The organism is Vibrio sinensis, from assembly GCF_003605645.1.
Lineage (GTDB): Bacteria > Pseudomonadota > Gammaproteobacteria > Enterobacterales > Vibrionaceae > Vibrio > Vibrio sinensis.
Genome location: NZ_QVMU01000003.1, coordinates 183,672 through 206,873, shown reverse-complemented (window position 1 = coordinate 206,873; position 23,202 = coordinate 183,672). Strand labels below are relative to the sequence as shown.

Below are 23,202 nucleotides of genomic sequence, written 5' to 3'. Positions count from 1 at the left end.
GTACACTACAATTTGTCTTCTCAAGCAGCACATCAAATTTCAGAGTGTGCTAGTCTGCACCTCTTCGAAAGTTTCTATATGTCGACTGATTCGTTATGAACGATACTTTGCTTTTTCATAAAACCTATCAACATGCCACAAGCAAAGAGTGGGTTGTGTTTGTGCATGGTGCTGGGGGAAGCTCCTCTATTTGGTTTAAACAAATAAAAGCCTATAAAGAACATTTTAACGTATTGCTTGTCGATTTACGTGGTCATGGAAAATCAAATCAGTTGCTTAAACAGTTGATGACTAACCGCTATACGTTTAAAGAAGTGACTCTCGATATTCTCGTTGTGCTGGATCATCTGAAAATTCAAGCCGCACATTTCGTGGGTATGTCGCTTGGGACGATCATCGTACGCAATATTGCTGAACTGGCCTCTGATCGGGTTAAATCGATGGTATTGGGTGGGGCGGTTACGCGCTTAAATACACGTTCTCAAGTATTAGTGAAAGTAGGCAACCTGTTTAAACATGTATTGCCGTACATGTGGCTTTATCGTTTGTTTGCTTACATTGTGATGCCACAAAGAACGCAAAAACAGTCCCGACATCTGTTCATTCGTGAAGCGAAAAAGCTATGTCAGAAAGAGTTTAAGCGTTGGTTTATTCTGGCTTCTGAAGTGAATCCATTGATGCGTTATTTTAAAGATAAAGAATTGCCAATTCCAACGTTGTACTTGATGGGTGAACGAGACTATATGTTCATACAACCCGTTAAAGAAATGGTGGCAGTTCATCGACAAAGCCGTTTACTAGAAATCGAAAACTGTGGTCATGTCTGCAATATTGAATGCCCAGAAGAGTTTAATAAACATTCAATCGCATTCATTCGTCAACATATCTACGCTTAACTTTGGGTTCCGCATTGCCAGCAAAGAGCAAATTGAGGCTCAATGGTCTCACCGCATTGCTGGCAGACCCATTCTTTCCCTGATTGGATAGGAAAAGTAAATTCCTTTATTAAATTTAGCGCTTCATATTGTTTGCTCTGGTTATAGAGCCACACATAAGGCTCGCTATCTTCTCCAAACGGCAATTCTCCCTGTAACCCAAACAATCCCTCACCTCGAACCTCGCAGTCAATCTGGTGCGATTTAAGAAGCTCACAGACGATATGAGCTTCTGGTGGGTTTGCCGCGGAATATATCTTCAAGATAGCGAATCTCCATTCACGTCTGGTGACGGTTTAATTTTGTTCATAATCCATTTAGCGACAATCGGGAACAGACCTAATATTGCAAATGAGGCCAAAACCATCGGTGACACAATTCCAGATAGACTGTCAATTTGAGCTAGTTGTGTCCCTGCATTTAAATATACAGCGGTCCCAGGAAGCATGCCGATTTGACTGATAAGGTAGAATCGAGCCGCTGTGATTGGGGTTAAGCCCATTAATAAATTGATCAAGAAAAATGGAAATACAGGAATTAGGCGTAAGGAGAAAAGATAAAATGCGCCGTCTCTTTCTACACCTGAGTTAATGGTGGAGAGTTTGTCACCAAATTTTGCCTGGACCCAATCTCGCAATAAGAATCGACTACTCAGAAAAGCTAAGGTTGCACCAAGTGTGCTGGCGAATGAGACAAGAACCAAGCTGACCCAAAAACCGAACAATGCTGCGCCAAGTAGTGTGACGACAGCTGCTCCTGGTATGGAAAAAGCGGTAATCGCGAGATAGGCGAAAAAGTAAATCACAGCAGAGATGAGAAAATGTTCATCTATGTAACTGAGCAACGCAGCATGCTGAAGTTTTGCGTTACTAAGCGTGAGGTAATGACCAAAGTTAATACCCAGAAAGATAATTAAACCAACAAGTAATACACCAAGGATAATTTTCTTATTCATAAAGTGAGTCTCCAAATACCGCATGACGGTTCGCTGCGAAGTCGTATAGAGGATAAGAACAGGGTAACAGGGAATTACTTTCAAATAAAAAACCCAACGATGAAATTAACCGTTGGGTTTTATAATTTTTGGTTTCTTACAACTAAAGGTCTTCGAGATACAAAGTCGCTTGAGGTGAGTGGGGGGTATCTAATTGGCTAAGTGAGCCATTAGCTCCTCACGCCTTGTCTGTGGGATAACAGACCAATGGGTACCGTTAATTGCGCCCTCAAGAGCCCAAAGTAATTCAATGCTTACATCAGCAGTATGAGTAGCTTGGATAGCTTTAAAAGCGCCCACAGAGCCTTTCGTTTCTAAATGCTCAACCGACTCTATGCCCGCTTTTTTAAGCATGCGTTCAGTACCTAATCTCAGGTTAGGGAGATCTTTAATACGATCTGGACGAGCGTTAGCTTGAGTAGACTTCTCTTTGTGCGCGTTGTCTAACGCATTTTTTGCGACAGACAAAACTTTCTCAGAGTCAGGTAACCACAGCTCCGGGATCGCAAAATATTTAGTAACGACAGGGAAGCCCCTTTTTTTGTATATATAAGGTTCCAATCCATGAAGTTTAAATTCCGAAGCTGAAGAATCATCAGCTCGAATATGTAGCTTGTTATTGACTATAAGAGCAAACATAGTGTCGTTTGCAAAAATCCCGAATCCACCAAACATAGAACGAGATTTGATTCGGCCTAGCGGCTCGAATAGTCGCATTGAATCTTTTAAAATTGGTTTGTCCATGCAGTACTTTCTCGGTGTATATGTATACGCCACCAAATCAGGTCCGAGAGAATAGCAACTAATGCAGCATTTTTAATACCTGCAGAGATCAGTCTTTGCACAATCTTGAGAGTAAGAGGTTGATGACTCTTACTCTTGAGAATTATGGCACTAAGATATCTAAAATCGATCATTTTGGTCGATTAAAAATAGTTATAGCCAAGTACAATGTTAATACGTCAGCAGGTAAAACTGATGTTCAGCCTTGTTTGCATTTTGCCATCGGCAACCCCGCTGTCATGCAATAAAAATATTGTTTAGACCGGTAGCTTTGCGTCCCACCTTTTCAGAATGGTTTGCCCTGTGCGTGGCTTAATTCGCTCAATTAAAGATTAAATTAAATTGAGGACTTAGCATCACTACCACACTTCAAAAGTGTGATCTTGCTTCAGGAATTTAACGTTAAACTGTGCTGCAAGCCAGCTTTTTTTACTGACTTGCTATGGTTAACTTACTATTTATTAAGGTTTTTTACAGTGTTGCGTTCTACAATTTCTGGATGCATTTCAAAGATTCGTTTGTCGTGCTCTTTATCTTTGATGCGTTCAAGTAGAATTTCGAACGCGTTTTTACCAACACGACGCTTAGGTTGGTGAACAGTAGTCAGTGGCGGAGAGAAATATTCCGCAAGCTCAATGTTGTCGTAACCAATGACAGAGATATCTTCAGGAACGCGCAGACCTTTTTGCTGTAATCGACTCATCAAACCAAGTGCCATTGTGTCATTAAAACAGAAAACTGCGGTTGGTTTTTTGTCCATAACGACGATTTTGTCGGCTGCAAGAACGGCGGTGTCACACTCAAAGTTACCCTCTAGTAGCCAATCATCATTGATTGAAAGGTTGGCTTCATTCATCGCTCGGCGGTAACCGAGAATACGTTCTTTACATACAGATTTTTCAAAATGTCCACTCAAACATGCAATGTCAGTGTGACCATGGTCAATAAGATATTTAGTGGCTAGGTAGCCACCCTCTTCTGAGTTATCGATGATTTTATCTGCTTGTGAGCTTTCTGGACCCCAGTCCATAACCACTTTAGGAATGTCTTTGTGGCGCTCTAACATTTCACTCAGTTCTTCAGTGAAGTCAGAACACATCACTAAGATACCGTCGACACGTTTTTCTGCCAGCATGCGAATATAATCACGTTGCTTTTCATAGATACCACCAGTGTTACACAAAATTAGCGTGTAACCTTGACGGTAACAGTAGCTTTCAACACCATCGATCACTTCTGAGAAAAATAGGTTTGTTGATTGTGTAACTAACATACCAATGGTGCGAGTGGTATTGCATTTTAGACTACGTGCTACTGCACTTGGTGCATAATTTAATTCGTCTACTGCTTCCATCACTTTTTCTTGAGTCGCTTCAGCAACAAAGCGAGTTTTATTGATTACGTGAGAAACAGTTGTGGTGGATACGCCGGCAAGGCGTGCAACGTCTTTTATTGTGGCCATAAGGTACTGTCCTTTATTATTGCTGCCACCTGATGTTATTCAACGTCTAGATTAATTTGGCAGAAAGTCTCAGAAAAACAAAAACCGCTCTAAAGCAGCGGTTTGTCATTATTATCATCATTTTTATCGTTTGCGGAGACGATTTTAGACCGCAACGGTAGTCAGAGCAAATAAAAATCCACCTCTCATCAAGGAAGCGAGAGAGGTGTTTTATTTATTCACCAGCAAGATAGTCGCGATCGAGCTCTAAGAACGAAACTAACAGTGCAACGACGGCTGAGTAGAAGCCAAACTCATCGAAAGATTGACATTTAGTGCTGAATTTCGGAACCCAGCTTAATAAATGTTGTTCAATAAAAGTGTGTTGGTCAGCTAATGCTTCATCCAAATGACGTTCTTGTTCTAACTCGTTAGAACGAATGATGATATTACCTAGTAAATCCAATTCAATCGCTAAGTGATCAGCGGGTTCATTGAGATCTTTTTGTACTGCTACATTGTACTGAGCCATCACAGCTTCAATATCACGCGCAGGTTTGTCGTCCAATAATCCTGTTTCGCCAATATACATTGAGGCGTAAGGGAGTGCTGAATCCTTATCGGACTTTAAAAATAAATCACAGAAATCAGCTGAAAGCTCTAATTGAGCATCTTCGCGATCGAGTAAACGGTTTAATGCATCATTGACGCGTGTAGCTGCGACATTGAGCGTTGGGTTTTCACCTAAACCGGTAAGAAATGTGCGGATCTCTGGGCTGTGGTACTGCTCCAGTTCTGCTTCTGTTAGTTCTTTTGCGAACAGACTTGAAAACCACCAATAGATTTCAGCACGCTTTTCATTAAACGCTTTAATTTCTTGCATCAAAAGAGACTCCTAATATCACTCTACCTATATTTTAACCAATAAATATGAATAGAGATAACGCAAGATGTGTCAAAATAAGCATAAAGATGGCATTTTATTAACATCTGGGCTAGTTTTGTCTTGAATCAATAAAAAATCATCTTTCTTGATTTTAATGTAACAAATACTAGAAATGTTACTATTTATGAATAGAATACACATGCTAACAATTCCAAATGCAAAATAAGTGGTGTAGATGAGCAATCACGTTTTAGTTGTAGAAGACGATGCAGTGACTCGCAGCAAGCTAGTCGGTTACTTTCAAAATGAAGGTTATACCGTTAGTGAAGCAGATAGCGGAAGTCAAATGCGTGAACTACTACAAACTCATGCGATTGATCTTGTGATGTTAGACATCAATCTTCCTGGTGAAGATGGTTTGATGTTAACACGTGAGCTTCGCAGTCAGTCAGACATTGGAATTATCCTGGTAACAGGACGCACGGACAGCATTGATAAAATCGTTGGCCTAGAAATGGGTGCAGACGATTATGTAACGAAACCATTCGAACTTCGTGAATTATTGGTTCGAGTAAAGAATTTACTTTGGCGTATCTCAAGCGCTCGTAATTCAGGTGGTATCGATTTAAATAAGCATGATGAAAATGTTGTTCGCTTCGGTGAGTGGACATTTGATGTTCAGCGTCGTGCTTTGAGTCGAAATGGAGAGCCAGTAAAACTAACAAAAGCAGAATATGAGCTTTTGGTAGCGCTTTCGACTTACCCGAATCAAGTCTTGAGCCGTGAACGTATTCTTAACATGATCAGCCATCGTGTTGATGCGCCAAACGATCGTACGATTGATGTTTTAATTCGACGTATGCGTGCAAAAATGGAGTTTGATCCGAAAAACCCGCAGATTTTTGTCACGGTTCATGGTGAAGGATATATGTTTGCTGGCGATTAATCATCGTTAATGCAGATATAGTGAAAATAAAAAACCGAAGCTTTTGGCTTCGGTTTTTTTATGTCAATTTACAGTGTTTTGTTAAAACGAGCCTCGGACGATAACGAGAATAATGAATTTCTAGATTGACTTCGAACGTCTGATTTAGTTTTAGTTAAACGCCTGATTTTGCGGGTTCGACCGCTGTTTCATCGTAGTCAGAGACCCAATCACGAAGTGATTGCCAAATAAGCCCCAGACTCTCGTGCCAGAAACGTTCAGTTTGCTCTAAGTAGGTTGCTCTAGGGGTGTATTTCACCCAAGCTTGATCAACGTTCTTTTGCGCGAGATAGTTAGTTGGTGCAGGGTATGGATCGATTCCAGCAGAATGGAACTCATTCAATGCACGTTGCATATGGCTTGCCGAAGTGACTAGAACCAACTTCTTGTGTTTAACAAAGGCTGCGGCTTGTCGCGCTTCTTCCCACGTATCTTTTGCTGTTTCCAACAAAATAATATCTGATTTAGATACGCCCAGTGCTAACGCAACTTTTGCCATCATGCGGGCATTACTTTCTTCGCTTCCGCCGCCGTAACCCGATAAAATCAGTTTGGCTCCAGGGTAGATACGCATGATACGAATACCCTCAGCGAGTCGCATTAATCCTGTGCGGCTAAGTTCTGATGTTGGTGGAATGGTATCATCCACCACATGGCCACTGCCTAGCACCATGACATAATCAATCGATCCATCGACAGGCAAGAAAGCAGAGTACTGTCTCTCAATTGGCATCAGTAAACGAGACGAAACTGGCTGGAATGCGATTAAGAAAATACCGATAAAAGAAAAGAGGACAACAAAACAGCCTGTTTTCTGTTTCCTTGTAAACATAATGAGCATCAGCCCAATAAAACCGATAATGAGTAAAGCCGGTAAAGGCATTACAAGGGCGGATACGATTTTTTTCAGCTCAAACATACTAAAATAGTCCGAAAAAACACCAGTTGATGATTATTTAAGAGAAACCCTCTTTATTCCTGCATTTCTTGTGACAGAATAGCAGCACGATTAGACATGATAACCCAAGCCACCGTGACTGAAGACCGTAATTTCGACGATATTGCCCACAAATTTGCAAAAAACATCTATGGCTCTGATAAGGGCGAGATCCGCCAAGTTATTGTCTGGCAGGATCTTGAGCAAGTATTACAACGCTTAGAAAGCGATAAAAAAACACTGTCCATCCTTGATGCGGGTGGGGGCTTAGCGCAAGTGTCACAAAAATTGGCTAAGCTCGGACATCAAGTCGCTTTATGTGATCTATCTTCTGAAATGCTGCAATTAGCCAAACAAGACATTGAACAAAATGGCTTGCTAGATAAATATCGCCTGATTCATTCACCTGTGCAAGATATTGCGCAGCACATGAGTGAGCCAGTTGATTTGATCTTATTTCATGCGGTGATGGAGTGGTTGGTCGATCCTAAACATGCTCTAGAAACATTACTTGAGCAAGTTAAGCCGGGTGGTGTTGTCTCTGTGATGTTCTATAACCATCACGGTCTAGTTTATAAGAACGTAGTGTGTGGCAATATTCCCCACGTATTGGATGATATGCCACATCGTAAGCGATTTAAATTACAGCCACAGAGTGGATTGAAACCTGAAGAAGTCTACCAATGGGTGGAGCAAGCGGGTTTCGACATTTGTGGTAAATCTGGTATCCGATGCTTTAGCGATTACATAGGTAATATGCAAAATATGGGTGAGTACCAGTATGAAGATGTATTGGCTCTTGAAACAAAATTTTGCAGACAAGAACCCTACCTCTCATTAGGCCGATACATTCATGTATGGGCTCAGAAAAAACAAGAACAGGACTAACAATGAGTGAGATGACTCTCAATGCTGCAGAGCAACCCATCGATGAATTAGTCGGTTGGGTAAAGCAGCATGACTTCTCATTGAATCTTACCTCTGAGCGATTGGCATTTTTAATTGCTATCGCCGTATTGAGTGAAGAACGATTCGATGAAGAATTGGGTGAAGGTGAACTCCATGACGCGTTTACTATCGTCACTCGACTTTTTGAAGATACAGGTGAAGCCTCTGCGTTTCGCGCGAACAACGCCATCAACGAAATGGTGAAACAGCGATTAATTAGCCGTTTTACCAGTGAAGTGACAGATGGCGTCAGTATTTATCGTTTATCCCCTTTAGCGATTGGTATCACTGATTACTACATACGCCATCGAGAATTTTCGAGACTGCGTTTTTCTATTCAATTGTCTATGGTCTCTGATGAAATGGCGAAAGCCATCGAAGCGGCTAAAAAAGGCGGTACGCCGGGACATTGGAAGAAGAACGTTTATGGTGTTTTGAAATATTCAGTGGGTGAGATTTTTGATCAAATCGATCTTAACCAGCGTGTTATGGATGAACAGCAACAGTCAGTGAAACAGCAAATTGCGGATCTTTTGAATAAAGATTGGCGTGAAGCGATTAACAACTGTGAAGCGTTACTTTCAGAAACCTCTACAACGTTGCGTGAGTTACAAGATACCTTGCAAGCCGCAGGGGATGAGCTACAAACGCAAATTCTCGATATCCAAGAAATTGTCTATGGTGATGAAGAGTTAGATTTCATCGAAGAGACATTATTTGGCTTGCAGATGAAGCTTGACCGGATTACGCGTTGGGGTCAGCAAGCGATTGATTTGTGGATCGGTTACGATCGCCATGTTCATAAATTCATTCGTACCGCGATTGATATGGATAAAAACCGTGCCTTTAGCACGAGATTGCGTCAGTCGTTTAAAGATTACTTCGATATGCCTTGGTATCTCACTTATGCAGATGCTGAGCGATTAACCGATCTTCGCGATGAAGCGTTGGTTCTCCGTGACGATGAAGTCATGGGACAAGTACCGATGGAAGTGGAGTACGAAGAGTTTCAACAAGTCAATGACGAGCTATCTGAGCGCATTGCTGACATGCTGAAAGTATTCAAAGAACAAGGTACTCCGATTGATTTAGGCCAGGTGCTTGGTGAATACCTCGCAGAGCATCCACGCACTCATCACTTTGATTTAGCCCGCATGGTCGTCGACCAAGCCGTCAGACTCGGTTATTCAGAATCCGATTACCGCGCGATTCAACCAGACTGGCAGGCGATTAACGAATACGGGGCAAAGGTACAAGCAAATGTCATCGACAGATATTAACGAATACATGTCAGAAAATCTGGCAAAAGCAATTTCTAACCCTCTGTTTCCAGCACTCGATAGTATGCTGCGAGCAGGGCGTCATATTTCAAGTGAAGACCTTGATAATCATGCACTGTTGTCTGATTTCGAAGTTGAACTGTCTTCATTTTATCAACGTTACAATACCGAATTAGTGAAAGCGCCAGAAGGCTTTTTCTACTTGCGTCCACGTTCAACTTCTTTGATCAGCCGTAGTGTATTATCTGAGCTTGATATGCTGGTGGGTAAAGTACTTTGTTTCCTTTACTTGAGCCCAGAGCGTCTTGCTCATGAGGGTATTTTTACCAATCAAGAATTGTACGAAGAGCTACTCTCTTTAGCCGATGAAAACAAGTTAATGAAGTTAGCGACTAACCGCGCTAATGGCTCTGATCTTGATAAAGAAAAACTGTTTGAAAAAGTGCGCACCTCGCTGCGTCGTTTACGTCGCCTTGGCATGATCATCAACATTGGTGAAACGGGCAAATTTAGTATCAGTGAAGCGGTATTTCGCTTTGGTGCCGATGTTCGTGTCGGTGATGATATGCGCGATGCACAGCTACGTTTGATTCGTGATGGTGAAGCGGTAGTTCATACCCAAGAGCCAAGCCAAGGCAGTTTGCTGATGGACGAAGATGATAGCGATGACAATGAGCAAGAAGAATTAGAAGGTGAAGCATGATTGAAAGAGGCAAATATCAATCATTGACTATGGTCAACTGGAACGGCTTTTTTGCGCGTACCTTTGATATAGATGGATTGGTAACAACACTGTCTGGTGGTAACGGTGCAGGTAAATCAACAACGATGGCGGCATTCATTACCGCTTTGATTCCTGACCAAACCTTGCTGCATTTTCGCAATACGACGGAAGCGGGCAGTAGCCAGTCTTCTCGTGACAAGGGTCTCTACGGTAAACTTCAGCCGGGCGCATGTTATGCCGCTCTAGATGTGGTGAACTCTCGTAATCAACGTCTTCTGTTTGCGGTTAAGCTTCAGCAAGTGGCTGGACGTGATAAGAAAGTGGATATCAAGCCCTTTGTTATTCAAGGCTTACCAAGTCATGTAAAACCCACTGATGTGCTAATTGAGAGCGTATCAGAAACACAAGCGCGTGTTCGCCAAGTTAATGAAGTTAAAGACGTTATCGCTCAATATGAGGGTGTGCAGTTTAAAGCGTTTAGTTCTATCGTGGACTACCATGCTCAAATGTTCGAATTTGGCGTGATCCCGAAAAAACTGCGTAACTCAAGCGACCGTTCTAAATTCTATCGTTTGATTGAAGCGTCACTGTACGGTGGTATTTCAAGTGCGATCACCCGTTCGTTGCGTGACTACTTGTTACCACAAAATGGCGGCGTGAAAAAAGCGTTCCAAGATATGGAATCAGCATTACGCGAAAACCGTCTAACGCTAGAAGCGATTAAAACCACCCAATCTGATCGTGACTTGTTCAAACACTTGATCACAGAGTCGACCAACTACGTTGCAGCCGACTATATGCGTCATGCCAATGATCGTCGTAACAAGTTGGATCAAACTCTTTCTTTGCGTTCAGAGCTTTTTGGCTCGCGTGAAACCTTGATTGAACAGAACAAATTACTCAATCGAGTTCAAGAAGAGCTTGAGTTGTTGGTTGAGCAAGAGTCTTCGTTAGAACAAGATTACCAATCGGCTTTTGACCATCTACAACTTGTGCAAAATGCACTGCGTCAGCAAGAGAAAATTGCGCGCTATCAAGAAGATCTTGAAGAGCTGAGTGAGCGTCTTGAAGAACAGATGATGGTGGTTGAAGAAGCGCAAGAGCGCGTCTTGATGGTTGAAGAGCAAGCCACGGTTTCAGAAGAAGAAGTGGATAGCTTAAAATCGCAACTTGCTGATTACCAACAAGCATTGGATGTGCAGCAAACGCGAGCACTTCAATATCAACAAGCGGTGCAATCGCTAGAAAAAGCGAAAGCGCTATTAAGCGACCAGACGCTGACTGCTGAAAACGCACAAGCAATGGTGATGGCGCTAAAAGAGCAAGAGTCTCAAAATACTAATGCTTTGTTGGCGGTTAAGCATAAGCTAGACATGTCTTCGGCAGCGGCTGAGCAGTTTGAGAAAGCATTACAGCTAGTTCGTAGCATTGTTGGTAGTGTTGAGCGTAAAGATGCCGCGAACCAAGCTAAATTGGCGATGCAAAAAGGTCGTGACGCTGAACAAATCATGCAAAATGAATCGCAATGGCGCGCACAGCACCGCGATCTAGAGCAGCGTTTGAACCAACAACGTCAAACACGCGAAGCGGTTGCTGAGTATCAAAAGCAACACCATATTGAACTGACCGATGAGCTTTCATTTGAGCAAGAACGTGAACGTCATGTCGCGCAAATTGACTCTTTAGAAATGGCTCAGGAAGATGTGCGCGAACAACGTGGTGACCAACGTCGTATTGAGCAAGATAGCGCCGCTGAAATCCGTAAACTAGAGTCAATCGCACCAACGTGGATCGCAGCAAATGATGCTCTAGAAGCGTTGAAAGAACAAAGTGGTGCTGACCTATATGATAGCCAAGCTGTCATGTCACACATGCAATTGGTTCTAGAGCAAGAAAAGCAGCAGTCGATTCAAAAAGATAAGCTGGCAGAACGCCGCCAAGTCTTAGAAAATGAAATTGAGCGCTTAGCATCGCCAGGTGGTTCAAACGATCCACGCTTAAAAGGTTTGGCTGATACCCTTGGTGGTGTGTTGCTGGCTGAGATTTACGATGACATTACCATTGGTGATGCGCCGTATTTTAGTGCGATGTACGGCCCATCTCGTCATGCGATTGTGGTTTCAGATCTATCAGGTATTGAAGAGAAGCTGGTCGAACTGGATGATTGTCCAGAAGACTTGTACATTATTGAAGGTGATATTGATGCCTTTGATGACAGTTCTTTCAATGCAGAAGAGCTTGAAGGCGCTGTGTGTGTTCGATTGAACGATCGCCAGATGCGTTACTCGCGTTTACCAGAAATTCCATTGTTTGGTCGCGCGGCGCGTGAACAACGTTTGGAGTTGTTACGTGGTGAGCGAGAAGAAGTGGTTGAAGAGCACGCAAAAGCAGCTTTCGACTCACAGAAACTGCAACGTTTATATCAAGCATTCAATAATTTTGTTGCGAAACACATTCAAGTTGCCTTTGATGCAGATCCTGAACAAGCACTGGTTATCGTTCGAGAAAAACGTAATCAAGCTGTTCGTATTTTAGCTGACTTAGAAGCGAAAGAGCAGCAGCAACGCAGCCAGTTAACCAACAGCAAACAAGCTTTATCAGCTCTCGATAAACTCGCGCCTAGCATGGCAGTATTTGATGACGAAACTCTTCAAGCTCGCTTTGATGAACTAGAAGAAAAACTGAGTCAACTTGCGCAAGCGAGAGCATTTATTGTCGCACATGGTAAAGCAGTCGCTGAGCTTGCAAACATTGCGACAGCGTTAGATGCCGACCCTGAGCAATTTGATGCTTTAGAAGCCCAGTACAAAGCAGCAGATACGCAGTTACAAGAATTGAAAAAGCAAATTTTTGCTTTGGCTGATTTAGTCGAGCGCCGTCATTACTTTGCTTATTCTGATTCGGTAGATCTGCTGAATAAGAGCAGTGAATTGAGTGAACAGCTAAAAACCAAATTGGTTGAAGCAGAGCGCATGCGTACACGTTCACGTGATGAACTTAAACAAGCTCAAGGTCAGATGAACCAATACAACCAAGTATTGGCATCATTGAAGAGTTCACATCAAGCGAAGTTGGAAACGGTTCAAGAGTTCAAACAAGAATTGCAAGAATTTGGCGTGACGGCTGATGAGGGAGCTCAAGAGCGTGCCCTACGTCGACGTGATGAACTGCATGAGCGTTTACATGCTTCTCGTAGCCGTAAGAGCGAATACGAGCGCACTATCACATCAACTGAGCTTGAAATGAAAGGCTTAGTTAAGCGCTTGAAGAAAGTGCAAAAAGAGTACGTTGAAGTTCGTACTTTCGTTGTTGCAGCGAAAGCAGGCTGGTGCTCAGTACTACGTTTAGCTCGTGAGAATGACGTAGAACGTCGTCTACATAAGCGTGAACTGGCTTATCTTTCTGCTGAAGAGCTACGTTCAATGTCAGATAAATCATTGGGTGCATTGCGCTTAGCGGTTGCTGACAACGACGATTTGCGCGATTCGCTACGTTTATCTGAGGACAATGCTCGTCCAGAACGCAAAGTTCTCTTCTATATCGCAGTTTACCAACATCTGCGTGAGCGTATTCGTCAAGATATTATTCGTACTGATGATCCAGTTGAAGCGATTGAAGAGATGGAAGTGGAGCTAGCTCGTTTAACAGAAGAGCTGACTCAACGTGAAAACCGTCTTGCGATCAGTTCGGATTCTGTGGCGAGTATTATTAAGAAAACAATTCAACGTGAGCAAAACCGTATTCGTATGCTAAACCAAGGTTTATCGAATATTGCATTTGGTCAGGTGAAAGGTGTTCGCTTAAATGTGAAGATTCGCGAAAGTCATGAAGTACTACTCAATGGCCTAGCGACTCAACAAGAGCAACACAAAGATTTGTTTGAAAGCCCACGCTTTACGTTCTCTGAAGCAATGGCTAAGTTGTTCCAACGCGTTAACCCACATATCGATATGGGACAGCGATCGCCACAAGTACTGGGTGAAGAGTTACTGGATTACCGTAACTACTTAGAGTTGAGTGTTGAGGTTTGTCGTGGTTCAGATGGTTGGTTGCAAGCGGAATCTGGTGCGTTATCGACCGGTGAAGCAATTGGTACTGGTCAGTCAATTCTGTTGATGGTGGTCCAAAGCTGGGAGGAAGAGTCACGTCGTCTTCGCAGTAAAGATATTGTGCCATGTCGCTTATTGTTCTTAGATGAGGCCGCGCGTTTAGATGGTAAGTCGATTTCGACCCTATTTGAACTGTGTGACCGTCTAGATATGCAGCTGCTTATTGCGGCACCAGAGAACATCAGCCCAGAAAAAGGCACTACGTACAAACTGATCCGTAAAGTGTTTAAGGATCACGAACACGTACACGTAGTTGGTTTACGTGGTTTCGCTCAAGAAACATCACCAAAAAGCGAAGTTCAAGAGCTGATTGCAGAAATGGAATAAACCAAGCTGCCCATCAACCATAATAGAGTGATGGGCAGCTTGAGTGATTCAAATGAACTTTACATAAAAAAATAGCAGCCAAATGGCTGCTATTTTTTTATGTCGTTTCTTCTTTCTTATTCAGGTTGAGATAGCAATACGTCAGAAAAAATTAAGCAAAATTAGCTGAGCTACCAAATTGCTTGGCAGCGTATGCCACGCGTTCAGCCGGTTTTGGATAATCGCCAGGCATACCGAGATTCTCGATATGCTTGAGACGTGGCAATAGGCCTTGCCCGTTGGCAATTTGAATCGCCAAACCAGGTCGAGCATTGAGCTCTAGTACCATAGGCCCTTCTTCTTTATCTAATACCATGTCAGTACCCAAATAGCCTAAGCCCGTCATTTCCCATGCGCTGGAAGCGAGTATCAGTAGGCGATCCCAATGTGGAACTTGCAGTGTAGCAAGCTCCTTACCAGTATCAGGATGATGAGTAATTGGTCGATCGAATTGAACCGCTCGAATTGCTTTACCTGTTGCAATATCAAGCCCAACACCCACCGCACCTTGGTGTAAGTTTGCTTTGCCATCTGAAGCGGCAGTAGAGCAGCGCATCATCGCCATAACAGGGTAGCCTTTAAATACGATAATACGTACGTCAGGTACACCTTCGTAGCTAAAACCATCAAAGCATTCATCAAACTTAATTAGGTTCTCAACCACGGCCACATCGTTTTTGCCGCCTAAAGAGAACAACCCCGCTAGGGCATTACTAATATGACGCTCGACACTTTCTTTATTGATGGTTGAACCCGATGGCTTGGTATAAGTCCCATCACTGTGAGAAGTGATAACAAGTATCCCTTTACCACCACTACCTTGGGCTGGTTTAATCACAAACCCAGGCCAATCCTTTACCATGTCATGGATCTTACCCACATCCGCTTGGTTGCGAATAACACCAATCAATTTAGGTACGGTTGCACCGGCCGCTTCAGCAATGATTTTTGTTTTTAACTTATCATCCACTAAAGGATATTTAGAGCGATCGTTATAGCGACCAATGTAGCTATGGTTACGCTTATTCATGCCCATAATGCCTTTATGGTGCAGTTTTGAAGGTGAGGTGTAGTTTGAAAAAAACATCCCTTAATCCTCAATCAGCGGTTTGAAGCGACGAAGTTCTGTTAAGCGATAACCGGTGTAAGTACCAAGTAGAAGAATACAAGCCAATACAATTAACTGTAACCCAATGAAGTTAAACGTTAAGTGTTGAATATATGGGTTTGTCATTGCTAGGTAGACTAAAACCGCAGTCAATAGTGAACCGCCGCCTTGTAATACGACTTCTTTCGGACCTTCTTCTTCCCAAAGAATCGACATACGTTCAATGGTCCATGACAAAATGATCATTGGGAAGAACGTGATGGACAAGCCTTCGGTTAAACCAATCTTAAAGGCAACAACGGTAAAGACAGAAATAATCATAATTACAGTAATGATCACTGCCGATATCCGCGCGACGAGTAATAAGTTCAGCCTTGATAGGTAACTTCGGATAATTAAACCCGTACCCACGATCAGTAGGAAACCGACAATGCCCGTCACTAACTGTGTTTGAACGAAAGCGACAGCAATCAATACCGGCATGAACGTCCCGGACGTTTTTAAGCCAATAATGACGCGTAGGAATACCACGATCAATGCACCAATTGGGATCAACATAATCGTCTTAAACATGGCTTGCTCTTCAAGCGGCAAGCTATGGATAGAGAGGTTCAGTAATCCATCTGCTTGGACTTTATCGTTGGTTGCTTGTTGAGGAGAAACCTCCTGAGCAATCATCGAGAAGAAGACTTGGCTATTTTGTCCACCGACAACATCGAGCAGAGAAACGTTAGATTCATCCCAGATAAGAATGTTTGGTGAGATAGCTTGATCAGCCGTTTGAGGGTTAAACAAAATCCATTGTTTACCATCCCAGACTTGGTTCATCGCTTGAATAGACTGACGACGACGACCATCTTCCAATTCAATAACACCAACCAACTTGGCCGGGATTTGAGCGTAAGCCAGAATCTTATCAACGATTTCAACCTTGCTCATTTTGTTCAAAAGCAGCGACGCATTTTGGCCTTCGGCATCATTAAGCAGCTTAATCAGTTCACGAGTAAATGTGACGTCATCCGCAGAACGTTGTCTAGCGCGTTCAATGAGGGCGATGGCAGCCGATTCGACAGGGGCATCAAATGCTGGTTTCTCAATGGCACCAGTGGGCGGAATTTGAGCGACCTTGGCTTGAGGGTCAACTAAGAATTGAGCTTTATAGTAAATGTTTTGAGGGCCTTCAGCATGGCGAACAGACCACTCAGCACGACGGCCAGACTCAGTATTAACATAGGCTACGCCATAACCGGGAGAAGATGAGGACTCATTAATGAGAGTGTAACCGGTTTGAGTGTGCGGTACAGCAAGAGAAACCTTAACGGGTTTACCAAGGCCGACGAATTCAATTTTGGCTTCAATATCCCAAATCTGACGTGTTTCACCTGGCGTCCAAGGCACACCGTAGTTTTCGTGCCGAAACATACTGAGCGTAATGCCCACGATGATCAGCAGCGCCACTGAAATATAAAAGGGTACTTTAGACGTCATGAGTTACCTTATTTCTTAGTTGGTTCATCGGTATGGATGTATTTTTTGCTCACATCAACCACGGCGATGTCACGAATAAATTCACGTCCGAGTAGCACTGGATGGCTCATTTGAGAGCGGTCAGCTAAAGTGAACTGTGTTTTTTCATGGATACTGCCGACTTTAACCCAAAGCTCAACGACAGCTCGACGCTCAACTTCTTCATTGGTTGATTGGCGGATTTTAACGAAACGGACAATAGGTGCTTCAATCCAGTTACTTTCTGCAGGCGTTGCTGCACCATCGGATAAATGGAAACGAACCCAATTTTTACCATCGCGTTCAAATTCTTCGATATCAACGGCATTGAGAGAAGAAGTAGCTGCGCCGGTATCGACACGGGCATCAAATGTTTGATCAATGCTATCAATGGTCACGCGCTCGATTTCGCCCAGTACCACTTCATGCGTCGGTTTTGCTGCCACAACCGCTACTGGCACAGGGGCTACTGGAGCGGCTTGTGTTTTTTTCAACTCAGTTAAGAGTTGTGCCTGCATCGTATCAAGCCGAATAGTCAAATCACTGATTTTCTCTTGCATGACTTTGTAATCTTCAGCCTGACGAGCCATCATTTGTGATTCAATATTAGTCAGCGATGTATCGAGCTTCGTTTGTGAGCTTTGAATCGCTGCGAGAGTTTCTTGGTGGTATTGTTCGCCTTTGGTCAATGTGCAGCCTGAAAGCAGAACTATTGCGATAACTGGAGTCAATCGAATAAACATTAAAAAAGCCTAGGAACGAATTAGTTTATTATAAATTAGGAGTTTAGATTATAGGACGAAAATCTCACAAGCAGCAAAGTAACAAATTCTTATCTGGTGAGGATTTTTAGCCATTGATCTCATAATTACGTTATTTGGTAGATTGTAGGGATAAAAAATAAGGATGCAATGGGCATCCTTATTAAACTACGCGCTTAGGTTAAATTTCTAATCGCTTGATTGAGTTAGAGTAATGTCAAAAATTGCTGACTTTCTCTCAAATCTACGGTTTTTTTGCTACCAACACTGCACGACGTGGCGCTGGGTAGCCTTCTACTGTTTTTGATGGGTCATTCGGGTCTAAATAATTCGGAAGTGAATTGTGAGTCATCCAATCGGTAGTGCGCTGTTCATCTACTGATGTCACGTTCTCATCAACGATTTTCACATCGATAAATCCGACTTGTTCTAACCAAAGCTTTAATGCTTTTGCTGATGGGAAGAAATAAACATTACGCATTTGAGCATAACGATCAAATGGAACCAGTACCGATGTCTCATCCCCTTCAATAACTAATGTTTCTAGAATCAATTCACCACCAGATACCAACTGATCTTTCAGTTGAATTAAATGATCCAATGGCGAGCGGCGGTGGTATAAAACACCCATGCTGAATACGGTATCAAATGCTTCCAATTTAGGCAGTTGTTCAATGCCCAAAGGGAGTAGGTGAGCACGTTGATCATTGCCCATCAGCTTACGGATGGCTTCAAATTGAATTAGGAACAAGTGAGATGGGTCAATACCGACGCACAGGCGTGCACCTTCACCCAACATGCGCCACATATGATAGCCATTACCACAACCAACATCTAACACGCTGCGGTTTTTAAGTGGGCTGATGTGTGGTAATACACGGTCCCATTTCCAGTCACTGCGCCACTCAGTATCAATGTGAATACCATGAACGTGGTAAGGGCCTTTGCGCCAAGGATGGAATGTACGCAGCAGATTCTCAAGTCTTTTCAACTCGCCTTGGTGCATTGCTTGGTTGTTAGCAATCGTTACTGAGTTTTGGATATCGATTTGCTCAGGCGTATCACTAGGAATTTTATTTAATGCTCTCACCCAGCGGGCAAAGTCGCCATGTTCTGCGTTTTGCCAATCCGTTAGCTGTTGCGGCAGAACATTCAGCCAAGGTTGAAGACGAGTGTCTTGGGCAATCAATTGATAAAAATTAGCAAAATTAAACATAGGTGAGTCACTGTATAAAAAAATTCTATTAGAAATCTAACGTTATGTGCGTACCACTTGAAGCTACTGCTCCAAGCTGTACGCACATAGTCGAACTGGTATTGGATTCTTGGTTCTTAATTACTTAATTGCGAACATTGAACCGAAGTTAAAACATTGGAACCAAACATCAAAACTGGAAAATCCAATTTTGGCAAAACGTTCTTTGTGCGCTTTTTTTGAATCAGGACGCATGACATTTTCAATAGCACTACGTTTTTGGCTGATTTCCAGTTCACTGTATCCATTGGCGCGCTTAAAATCATGGTGCAAATCAATCAACAGTTCATTGGCGGTTTCATCTTCAAAAACAAATTTTTCTGACAAGATAAGAATGCCACCAGGGCGTAAGCCAGCATAAATTTTTTCAAGCAGTCGATAGCGATCATCTGGAGAAAGAAACTGCAATGTAAAGTTGAGAACTACAACGGATGCATTTTCAATTTCGATTTCGCGAATATCGGCTTCAACCACTTCCACCGGTGTATCACTACGGTAGGCATTGATATGAAGTTTGCATCGTTCCACCATCGCTGAAGAGTTATCGACAGCAATAATTTGGCAACCCTCTTGGTTGATATGGCGGCGCATAGATAACGTGGCAGCACCTAATGAACAACCCAAGTCGTAAATGTTTGAATGTGGCTTGGCAAAGCGTTCAGCTAGCATTCCAATCGCCGAGATAATATTGCTGTAACCTGGCACTGAGCGCTGGATCATGTCAGGAAAAACTTCTGCTACACGCTCATCGAACGTGAAATCACCAATTTTATCAATTGGAGCAGAAAAAATATTGTCTGAGTTGCTCTTTGGGTTCATCAACGATTCTCTCGTAATTCATCATCTCGGCGAACTTACCGAATGGCGCTTATATAGCACTAAAATGGTGCTCACTCTATTGCTCGTTCAGCCACATTCTAATTAGGCTGATGGGCATCAGTGATAAAAAGGAGCTTATTGCCCTTTTTCTGTGTACGAGGAGCGCCATTAAAAAAGGCGCGTATTTTATGAAAAATTTGCGCTGGTGTCATTACCACTGATCATTTCACTTAAAACATTTGCAATTGTGGCTGACCGTTGTCGTTAGGAAATGCGTTTAAATCGGGGAGTGAAGTGTGTTGTTGTAAGGCTTGATACAGTTTTAGAGCTAACTGTGGGGCTAATACGTTGTCTGGTGTATGTATCATGACATAGGGCTGTTTTCCTTGAGATAGCCAAGTGGGTAATTTACTTATCCAAGGTTGGAAAAACTCGAGGTTAGTATCTAAATCTGGGTGGCCAATAAAACGAATCATTGGATGATTTGCCGTAGCAATGGCATGAACCGGTACGCGTGGTTTCTTTTGCTGCGCATCAATAATCACAGGATTATCAGCCTTGGCTGCAAAGACAGGACGGCTATCCATAATAATGCGATTGATTCCGGTATTGATCAGCCATTGGTTGAACTCTTTTTCAGCCGCTTGCTTAACGAAGAATTCTGGGTGACGAACTTCAACACCGAGAGGGAAGTCCGATGGGAAATAGCGACAGAATTTTTTTAATCGATCGAGGTATTCTGGAGAGAAAGCTGCGGGAAGTTGAATCGTCCATTGACCGATTCTTTCATGCAGGGGAGCCATAACTTGAAGGAAATCTTTTAATTGTGCTTGAGTGCCTCTCAACATTTGCTGGTGGGTGATGGCTTGCGGCAATTTAAATGTGAATTTGAAATGATCGCTGGTTGCAGATTTCCAATTTAAGACGGTCGATTGCGATGGCGTCGCATAGAAAGTCGTGTTGCCCTCAACGGTGTGAAAGACTTGCGCGTAGCGTTGCAAACGTTCGGCAGGTAGAGTGCCTTTGCCGTAAAAACTTTGTTGCCATTGATTGTGCGACCACATCGTGAGACCAAGCCGAATCGGGAGAGAATCCATACCATACCGCAAGTTATATTTCCTTGGGATACTGTACGAAACATCACGAGCAAAGTGCAATCTTTACTTCCAACTATCAGAGGCGGTTTATCAAGAACTCAGACGCTGTCCCCCCTGTATCTTAATGGCATTTGGGGATATAATCTGAACCAATTTTTTGTAATTGATGTTGTTTTGCTCGTTAGTTGGCTTAAAAAACGTCAATACAGGATTAATCGTAATAAATCGTATTCTGAATAGTCGATTTAAAATGACTTTCAGCGTATAAATGGATCTTTGCTCTACCCTTCCATTGGCGAACGGGTAGAAAGTAATTAACAAATATTAAGAGATTGGGAATTTCATTATGCGTACCCATTACTGTGGTCACCTGAACAAGTCCCTTGCAGGACAAACTGTAGAACTGTGCGGCTGGGTAAATCGTCGTCGTGACTTAGGCGGTCTAATTTTTATTGATATGCGAGATCGCGAAGGTATCGTTCAGGTAGTAGTTGATCCAGACATGGCTGACGCGTACGAAGTAGCTAACCAACTTCGTAATGAATTCTGTATCAAATTGACTGGTGTTGTGAACGCTCGTCCTGAAAGCCAAGTAAACCAAGACATGGCAACAGGTGAAGTTGAGATTCTAGCTAAAGGGCTAGAGATCATTAACCGTTCTGACGTGCTTCCTCTAGACTTCAACCAAAAGAACTCAGAAGAACAGCGTCTAAAATACCGTTACCTAGACCTACGTCGTCCAGAAATGAGTGATCGCATCAAGCTACGTGCTAAAGCATCAAGCTTTGTACGTCGTTTCCTAGATGAAAATGGCTTCCTAGATATCGAAACTCCTGTACTAACTAAAGCAACGCCAGAAGGCGCTCGTGACTACCTAGTACCAAGCCGTGTACATAAAGGCAGTTTCTACGCGCTACCTCAATCACCACAGTTATTCAAACAGCTGCTAATGATGTCTGGTTTTGACCGTTACTACCAAATCGTTAAATGTTTCCGTGACGAAGATCTACGTGCTGACCGTCAGCCTGAATTTACTCAGATCGATATCGAAACTTCATTCATGTCAGCTGAGCAAGTACGTGAAAAAACTGAAGCGATGATTCGTCAAATGTGGCAAGAGCTACTTAATGTTGATCTGGGTGAATTCCCAATCATGTCATTTGAAGAAGCAGCCCGTCGTTTTGGTTCAGACAAACCTGATCTACGTAACCCTCTTGAGCTTGTTGACGTGGCTGACATCCTTAAAGATGTTGACTTCAAAGTGTTCTCTGGCCCAGCTAACGATGAAAAAGGCCGCGTAGCGGTAATTCGTGTACCTGGTGGTGCAGCGCTATCTCGTAAGCAAATCGACGAATACACTAACTTCGTTGGTATCTACGGCGCGAAAGGCCTAGCATGGATGAAGGTGAACGATCGTGCAGCTGGCTTTGAAGGCGTACAGTCACCTGTTGCTAAATTCTTAAACGAAGAAGTGGTTGCACAACTACTTGAGCGTACTCAAGCTGAAACTGGCGACATCATCTTATTTGGTGCAGACAGCAAGCGAGTTGTGACTGAAGCGATGGGTGCACTGCGTCTGAAGCTAGGTACTGACCTTGAGCTTACTGATAAAGCAGCATGGAAACCGCTATGGGTTATCGACTTCCCAATGTTTGAAGAAGATGACGAAGGCAACCTACATGCAATGCATCACCCATTCACTTCTCCTCTAGGCTTAACTGCTGAAGAGCTAATCGCAAACCCTGCGTCAGCAAACTCAAATGCTTACGATATGGTTATCAACGGTTACGAAGTTGGTGGTGGTTCAGTACGTATCCATAACGCAGAAATGCAATCAGCAGTATTTAGCATCCTAGGTATCGAAGCTGATGAGCAAAAAGCGAAATTTGGCTTCCTACTAGAAGCACTTAAATTTGGTACGCCACCACACGCTGGTCTTGCATTCGGTCTAGACCGTCTAGTGATGCTGCTATGTGGTACAGACAACATCCGTGATGTTATCGCGTTCCCTAAAACAACAGCGGCTGCATGTCTATTGACTAATGCTCCAAGCCTTGCGAACCCAGCTTCTCTTGAAGAGCTTGCGATTGCAGTAACGGCAGCAGCGAAAGCGGCAGAAGAAACACAAGCGAAAGACGCAGAATAAGCAATAGGTTGAATTGAGCCTATTTATCTTTTGCTCTTGTCTGTTTTGATAAGTCTTTAATAAATCGCCCACTTTGATAGTGGGCGATTTTTTTTGCTTCAGATTCTATCTAGGTGCCTGCT

At 43.0% G+C, this 23,202-nt stretch carries 18 protein-coding genes, 2 pseudogenes and 1 riboswitch; of the genes and pseudogenes, 7 read left to right on the top strand and 13 right to left on the bottom strand.

The genetic code is table 11. The annotated features are described in order from the left end of the window. The first annotated feature begins 95 nt into the window (after positions 1–95). A complete protein-coding gene (locus DZ860_RS05935; protein WP_120030000.1) occupies positions 96–896 on the top strand; it encodes an alpha/beta fold hydrolase in 801 nt (266 codons plus the stop codon). Here the strand turns inward: DZ860_RS05935 and DZ860_RS05930 are convergent. The 5 genes from DZ860_RS05930 to torD all read right to left on the bottom strand — a co-directional run bounded on the left by DZ860_RS05930 (position 893) and on the right by torD (position 5,036). Next, positions 893–1,198: a DUF7577 domain-containing protein gene (locus DZ860_RS05930; protein WP_120029999.1), complete on the bottom strand. Its 306-nt coding sequence runs from the start codon at positions 1,196–1,198 to the stop codon at positions 893–895. The genes DZ860_RS05935 and DZ860_RS05930 overlap by 4 nt on opposite strands. Continuing rightward, the gene (locus DZ860_RS05925; RefSeq protein ID WP_120029998.1) at positions 1,195–1,890 is read right to left on the bottom strand and encodes a TVP38/TMEM64 family protein; all 696 of its coding nucleotides are present in this window, start codon (positions 1,888–1,890) and stop codon (positions 1,195–1,197) included. Before DZ860_RS05925 ends, DZ860_RS05930 begins: the two co-directional genes overlap by 4 nt. Positions 1,891–2,079: 189 nt before the next feature. After that, positions 2,080–2,673, bottom strand: coding sequence for a TfoX/Sxy family DNA transformation protein (locus tag DZ860_RS05920; protein WP_120029997.1), 594 nt, complete (start codon positions 2,671–2,673; stop codon positions 2,080–2,082). 260 nt (positions 2,674–2,933) lie between these two features. Further along, a riboswitch (cyclic di-GMP riboswitch) is annotated at positions 2,934–3,023 on the bottom strand. A gap of 143 nt (positions 3,024–3,166) precedes the next feature. Continuing rightward, positions 3,167–4,174, bottom strand: coding sequence for an HTH-type transcriptional repressor PurR (gene purR, locus DZ860_RS05915; protein ID WP_120029996.1), 1,008 nt, complete (start codon positions 4,172–4,174; stop codon positions 3,167–3,169). Between the two features lie 214 nt (positions 4,175–4,388). Beyond that, positions 4,389–5,036, bottom strand: a complete 648-nt coding sequence (gene torD, locus DZ860_RS05910) for a molecular chaperone TorD (protein ID WP_120029995.1) — start codon at positions 5,034–5,036, stop codon at positions 4,389–4,391. 238 nt (positions 5,037–5,274) lie between these two features. On the opposite strand from torD, the gene torR reads away from it, so the two are divergent. Next, a complete protein-coding gene (gene torR / locus DZ860_RS05905) occupies positions 5,275–5,985 on the top strand; it encodes a two-component system response regulator TorR (protein ID WP_120029994.1) in 711 nt (236 codons plus the stop codon). Between the two features lie 154 nt (positions 5,986–6,139). Here torR and elyC read toward each other — a convergent pair whose 3' ends face one another. After that, entirely contained in the window at positions 6,140–6,943 is an 804-nt protein-coding gene (elyC, locus tag DZ860_RS05900) for an envelope biogenesis factor ElyC (protein ID WP_120029993.1), read from the bottom strand. Positions 6,944–7,039: 96 nt separating this feature from the next. Here elyC and cmoM point away from each other — a divergent pair, with 96 nt between their 5' ends. Genes cmoM through mukB form a run of 4 tightly spaced genes read left to right on the top strand, consistent with a single transcriptional unit; the run spans position 7,040 to position 14,349 of the window. Further along, complete coding sequence (gene cmoM, locus DZ860_RS05895; RefSeq protein WP_165862856.1) at positions 7,040–7,849, top strand: tRNA uridine 5-oxyacetic acid(34) methyltransferase CmoM; 810 nt, start codon at positions 7,040–7,042, stop codon at positions 7,847–7,849. A gap of 2 nt (positions 7,850–7,851) precedes the next feature. Then, entirely contained in the window at positions 7,852–9,189 is a 1,338-nt protein-coding gene (mukF, locus tag DZ860_RS05890; RefSeq protein WP_120029992.1) for a chromosome partition protein MukF, read from the top strand. After that, positions 9,170–9,892, top strand: a complete 723-nt coding sequence (gene mukE, locus DZ860_RS05885; protein ID WP_120029991.1) for a chromosome partition protein MukE — start codon at positions 9,170–9,172, stop codon at positions 9,890–9,892. The genes mukF and mukE overlap by 20 nt, the downstream gene beginning before the upstream one ends. Beyond that, positions 9,889–14,349: a chromosome partition protein MukB gene (gene mukB / locus DZ860_RS05880; protein ID WP_120029990.1), complete on the top strand. Its 4,461-nt coding sequence runs from the start codon at positions 9,889–9,891 to the stop codon at positions 14,347–14,349. The genes mukE and mukB overlap by 4 nt, the downstream gene beginning before the upstream one ends. Before the next feature lie 151 nt (positions 14,350–14,500). On the opposite strand, the gene DZ860_RS05875 is transcribed toward mukB, so the two are convergent. The 7 genes and pseudogenes from DZ860_RS05875 to DZ860_RS05850 all read right to left on the bottom strand — a co-directional run bounded on the left by DZ860_RS05875 (position 14,501) and on the right by DZ860_RS05850 (position 20,934). Further along, positions 14,501–15,475 (bottom strand): alpha-L-glutamate ligase-like protein, encoded by a 975-nt coding sequence (locus DZ860_RS05875; protein ID WP_120029989.1) that lies wholly within the window; start codon positions 15,473–15,475, stop codon positions 14,501–14,503. 3 nt (positions 15,476–15,478) lie between these two features. Then, positions 15,479–16,984, bottom strand: coding sequence for an inactive transglutaminase family protein (locus DZ860_RS05870; protein ID WP_120029988.1), 1,506 nt, complete (start codon positions 16,982–16,984; stop codon positions 15,479–15,481). Positions 16,985–16,992: 8 nt separating this feature from the next. Then, positions 16,993–17,454: pseudogene (locus DZ860_RS24950) on the bottom strand (ATP-dependent zinc protease family protein); the annotation flags it as partial. 182 nt (positions 17,455–17,636) lie between these two features. Continuing rightward, a pseudogene (locus DZ860_RS24945) lies at positions 17,637–17,745 on the bottom strand (ATP-dependent Zn protease); the annotation flags it as partial. A gap of 262 nt (positions 17,746–18,007) precedes the next feature. Beyond that, entirely contained in the window at positions 18,008–18,979 is a 972-nt protein-coding gene (cmoB, locus tag DZ860_RS05860) for a tRNA 5-methoxyuridine(34)/uridine 5-oxyacetic acid(34) synthase CmoB (protein ID WP_120029986.1), read from the bottom strand. A 120-nt stretch (positions 18,980–19,099) separates the two neighbouring features. After that, on the bottom strand, positions 19,100–19,837 hold the full coding sequence (cmoA, locus tag DZ860_RS05855) for a carboxy-S-adenosyl-L-methionine synthase CmoA (protein ID WP_120029985.1): 738 nt from the start codon (positions 19,835–19,837) through the stop codon (positions 19,100–19,102). Positions 19,838–20,067: 230 nt separating this feature from the next. After that, on the bottom strand, positions 20,068–20,934 hold the full coding sequence (locus tag DZ860_RS05850; RefSeq protein WP_120029984.1) for a DUF72 domain-containing protein: 867 nt from the start codon (positions 20,932–20,934) through the stop codon (positions 20,068–20,070). Positions 20,935–21,280: 346 nt separating this feature from the next. Here DZ860_RS05850 and aspS point away from each other — a divergent pair, with 346 nt between their 5' ends. Beyond that, positions 21,281–23,080: an aspartate--tRNA ligase gene (aspS, locus tag DZ860_RS05845; protein ID WP_120029983.1), complete on the top strand. Its 1,800-nt coding sequence runs from the start codon at positions 21,281–21,283 to the stop codon at positions 23,078–23,080. Positions 23,081–23,202: the final 122 nt, after the last annotated feature.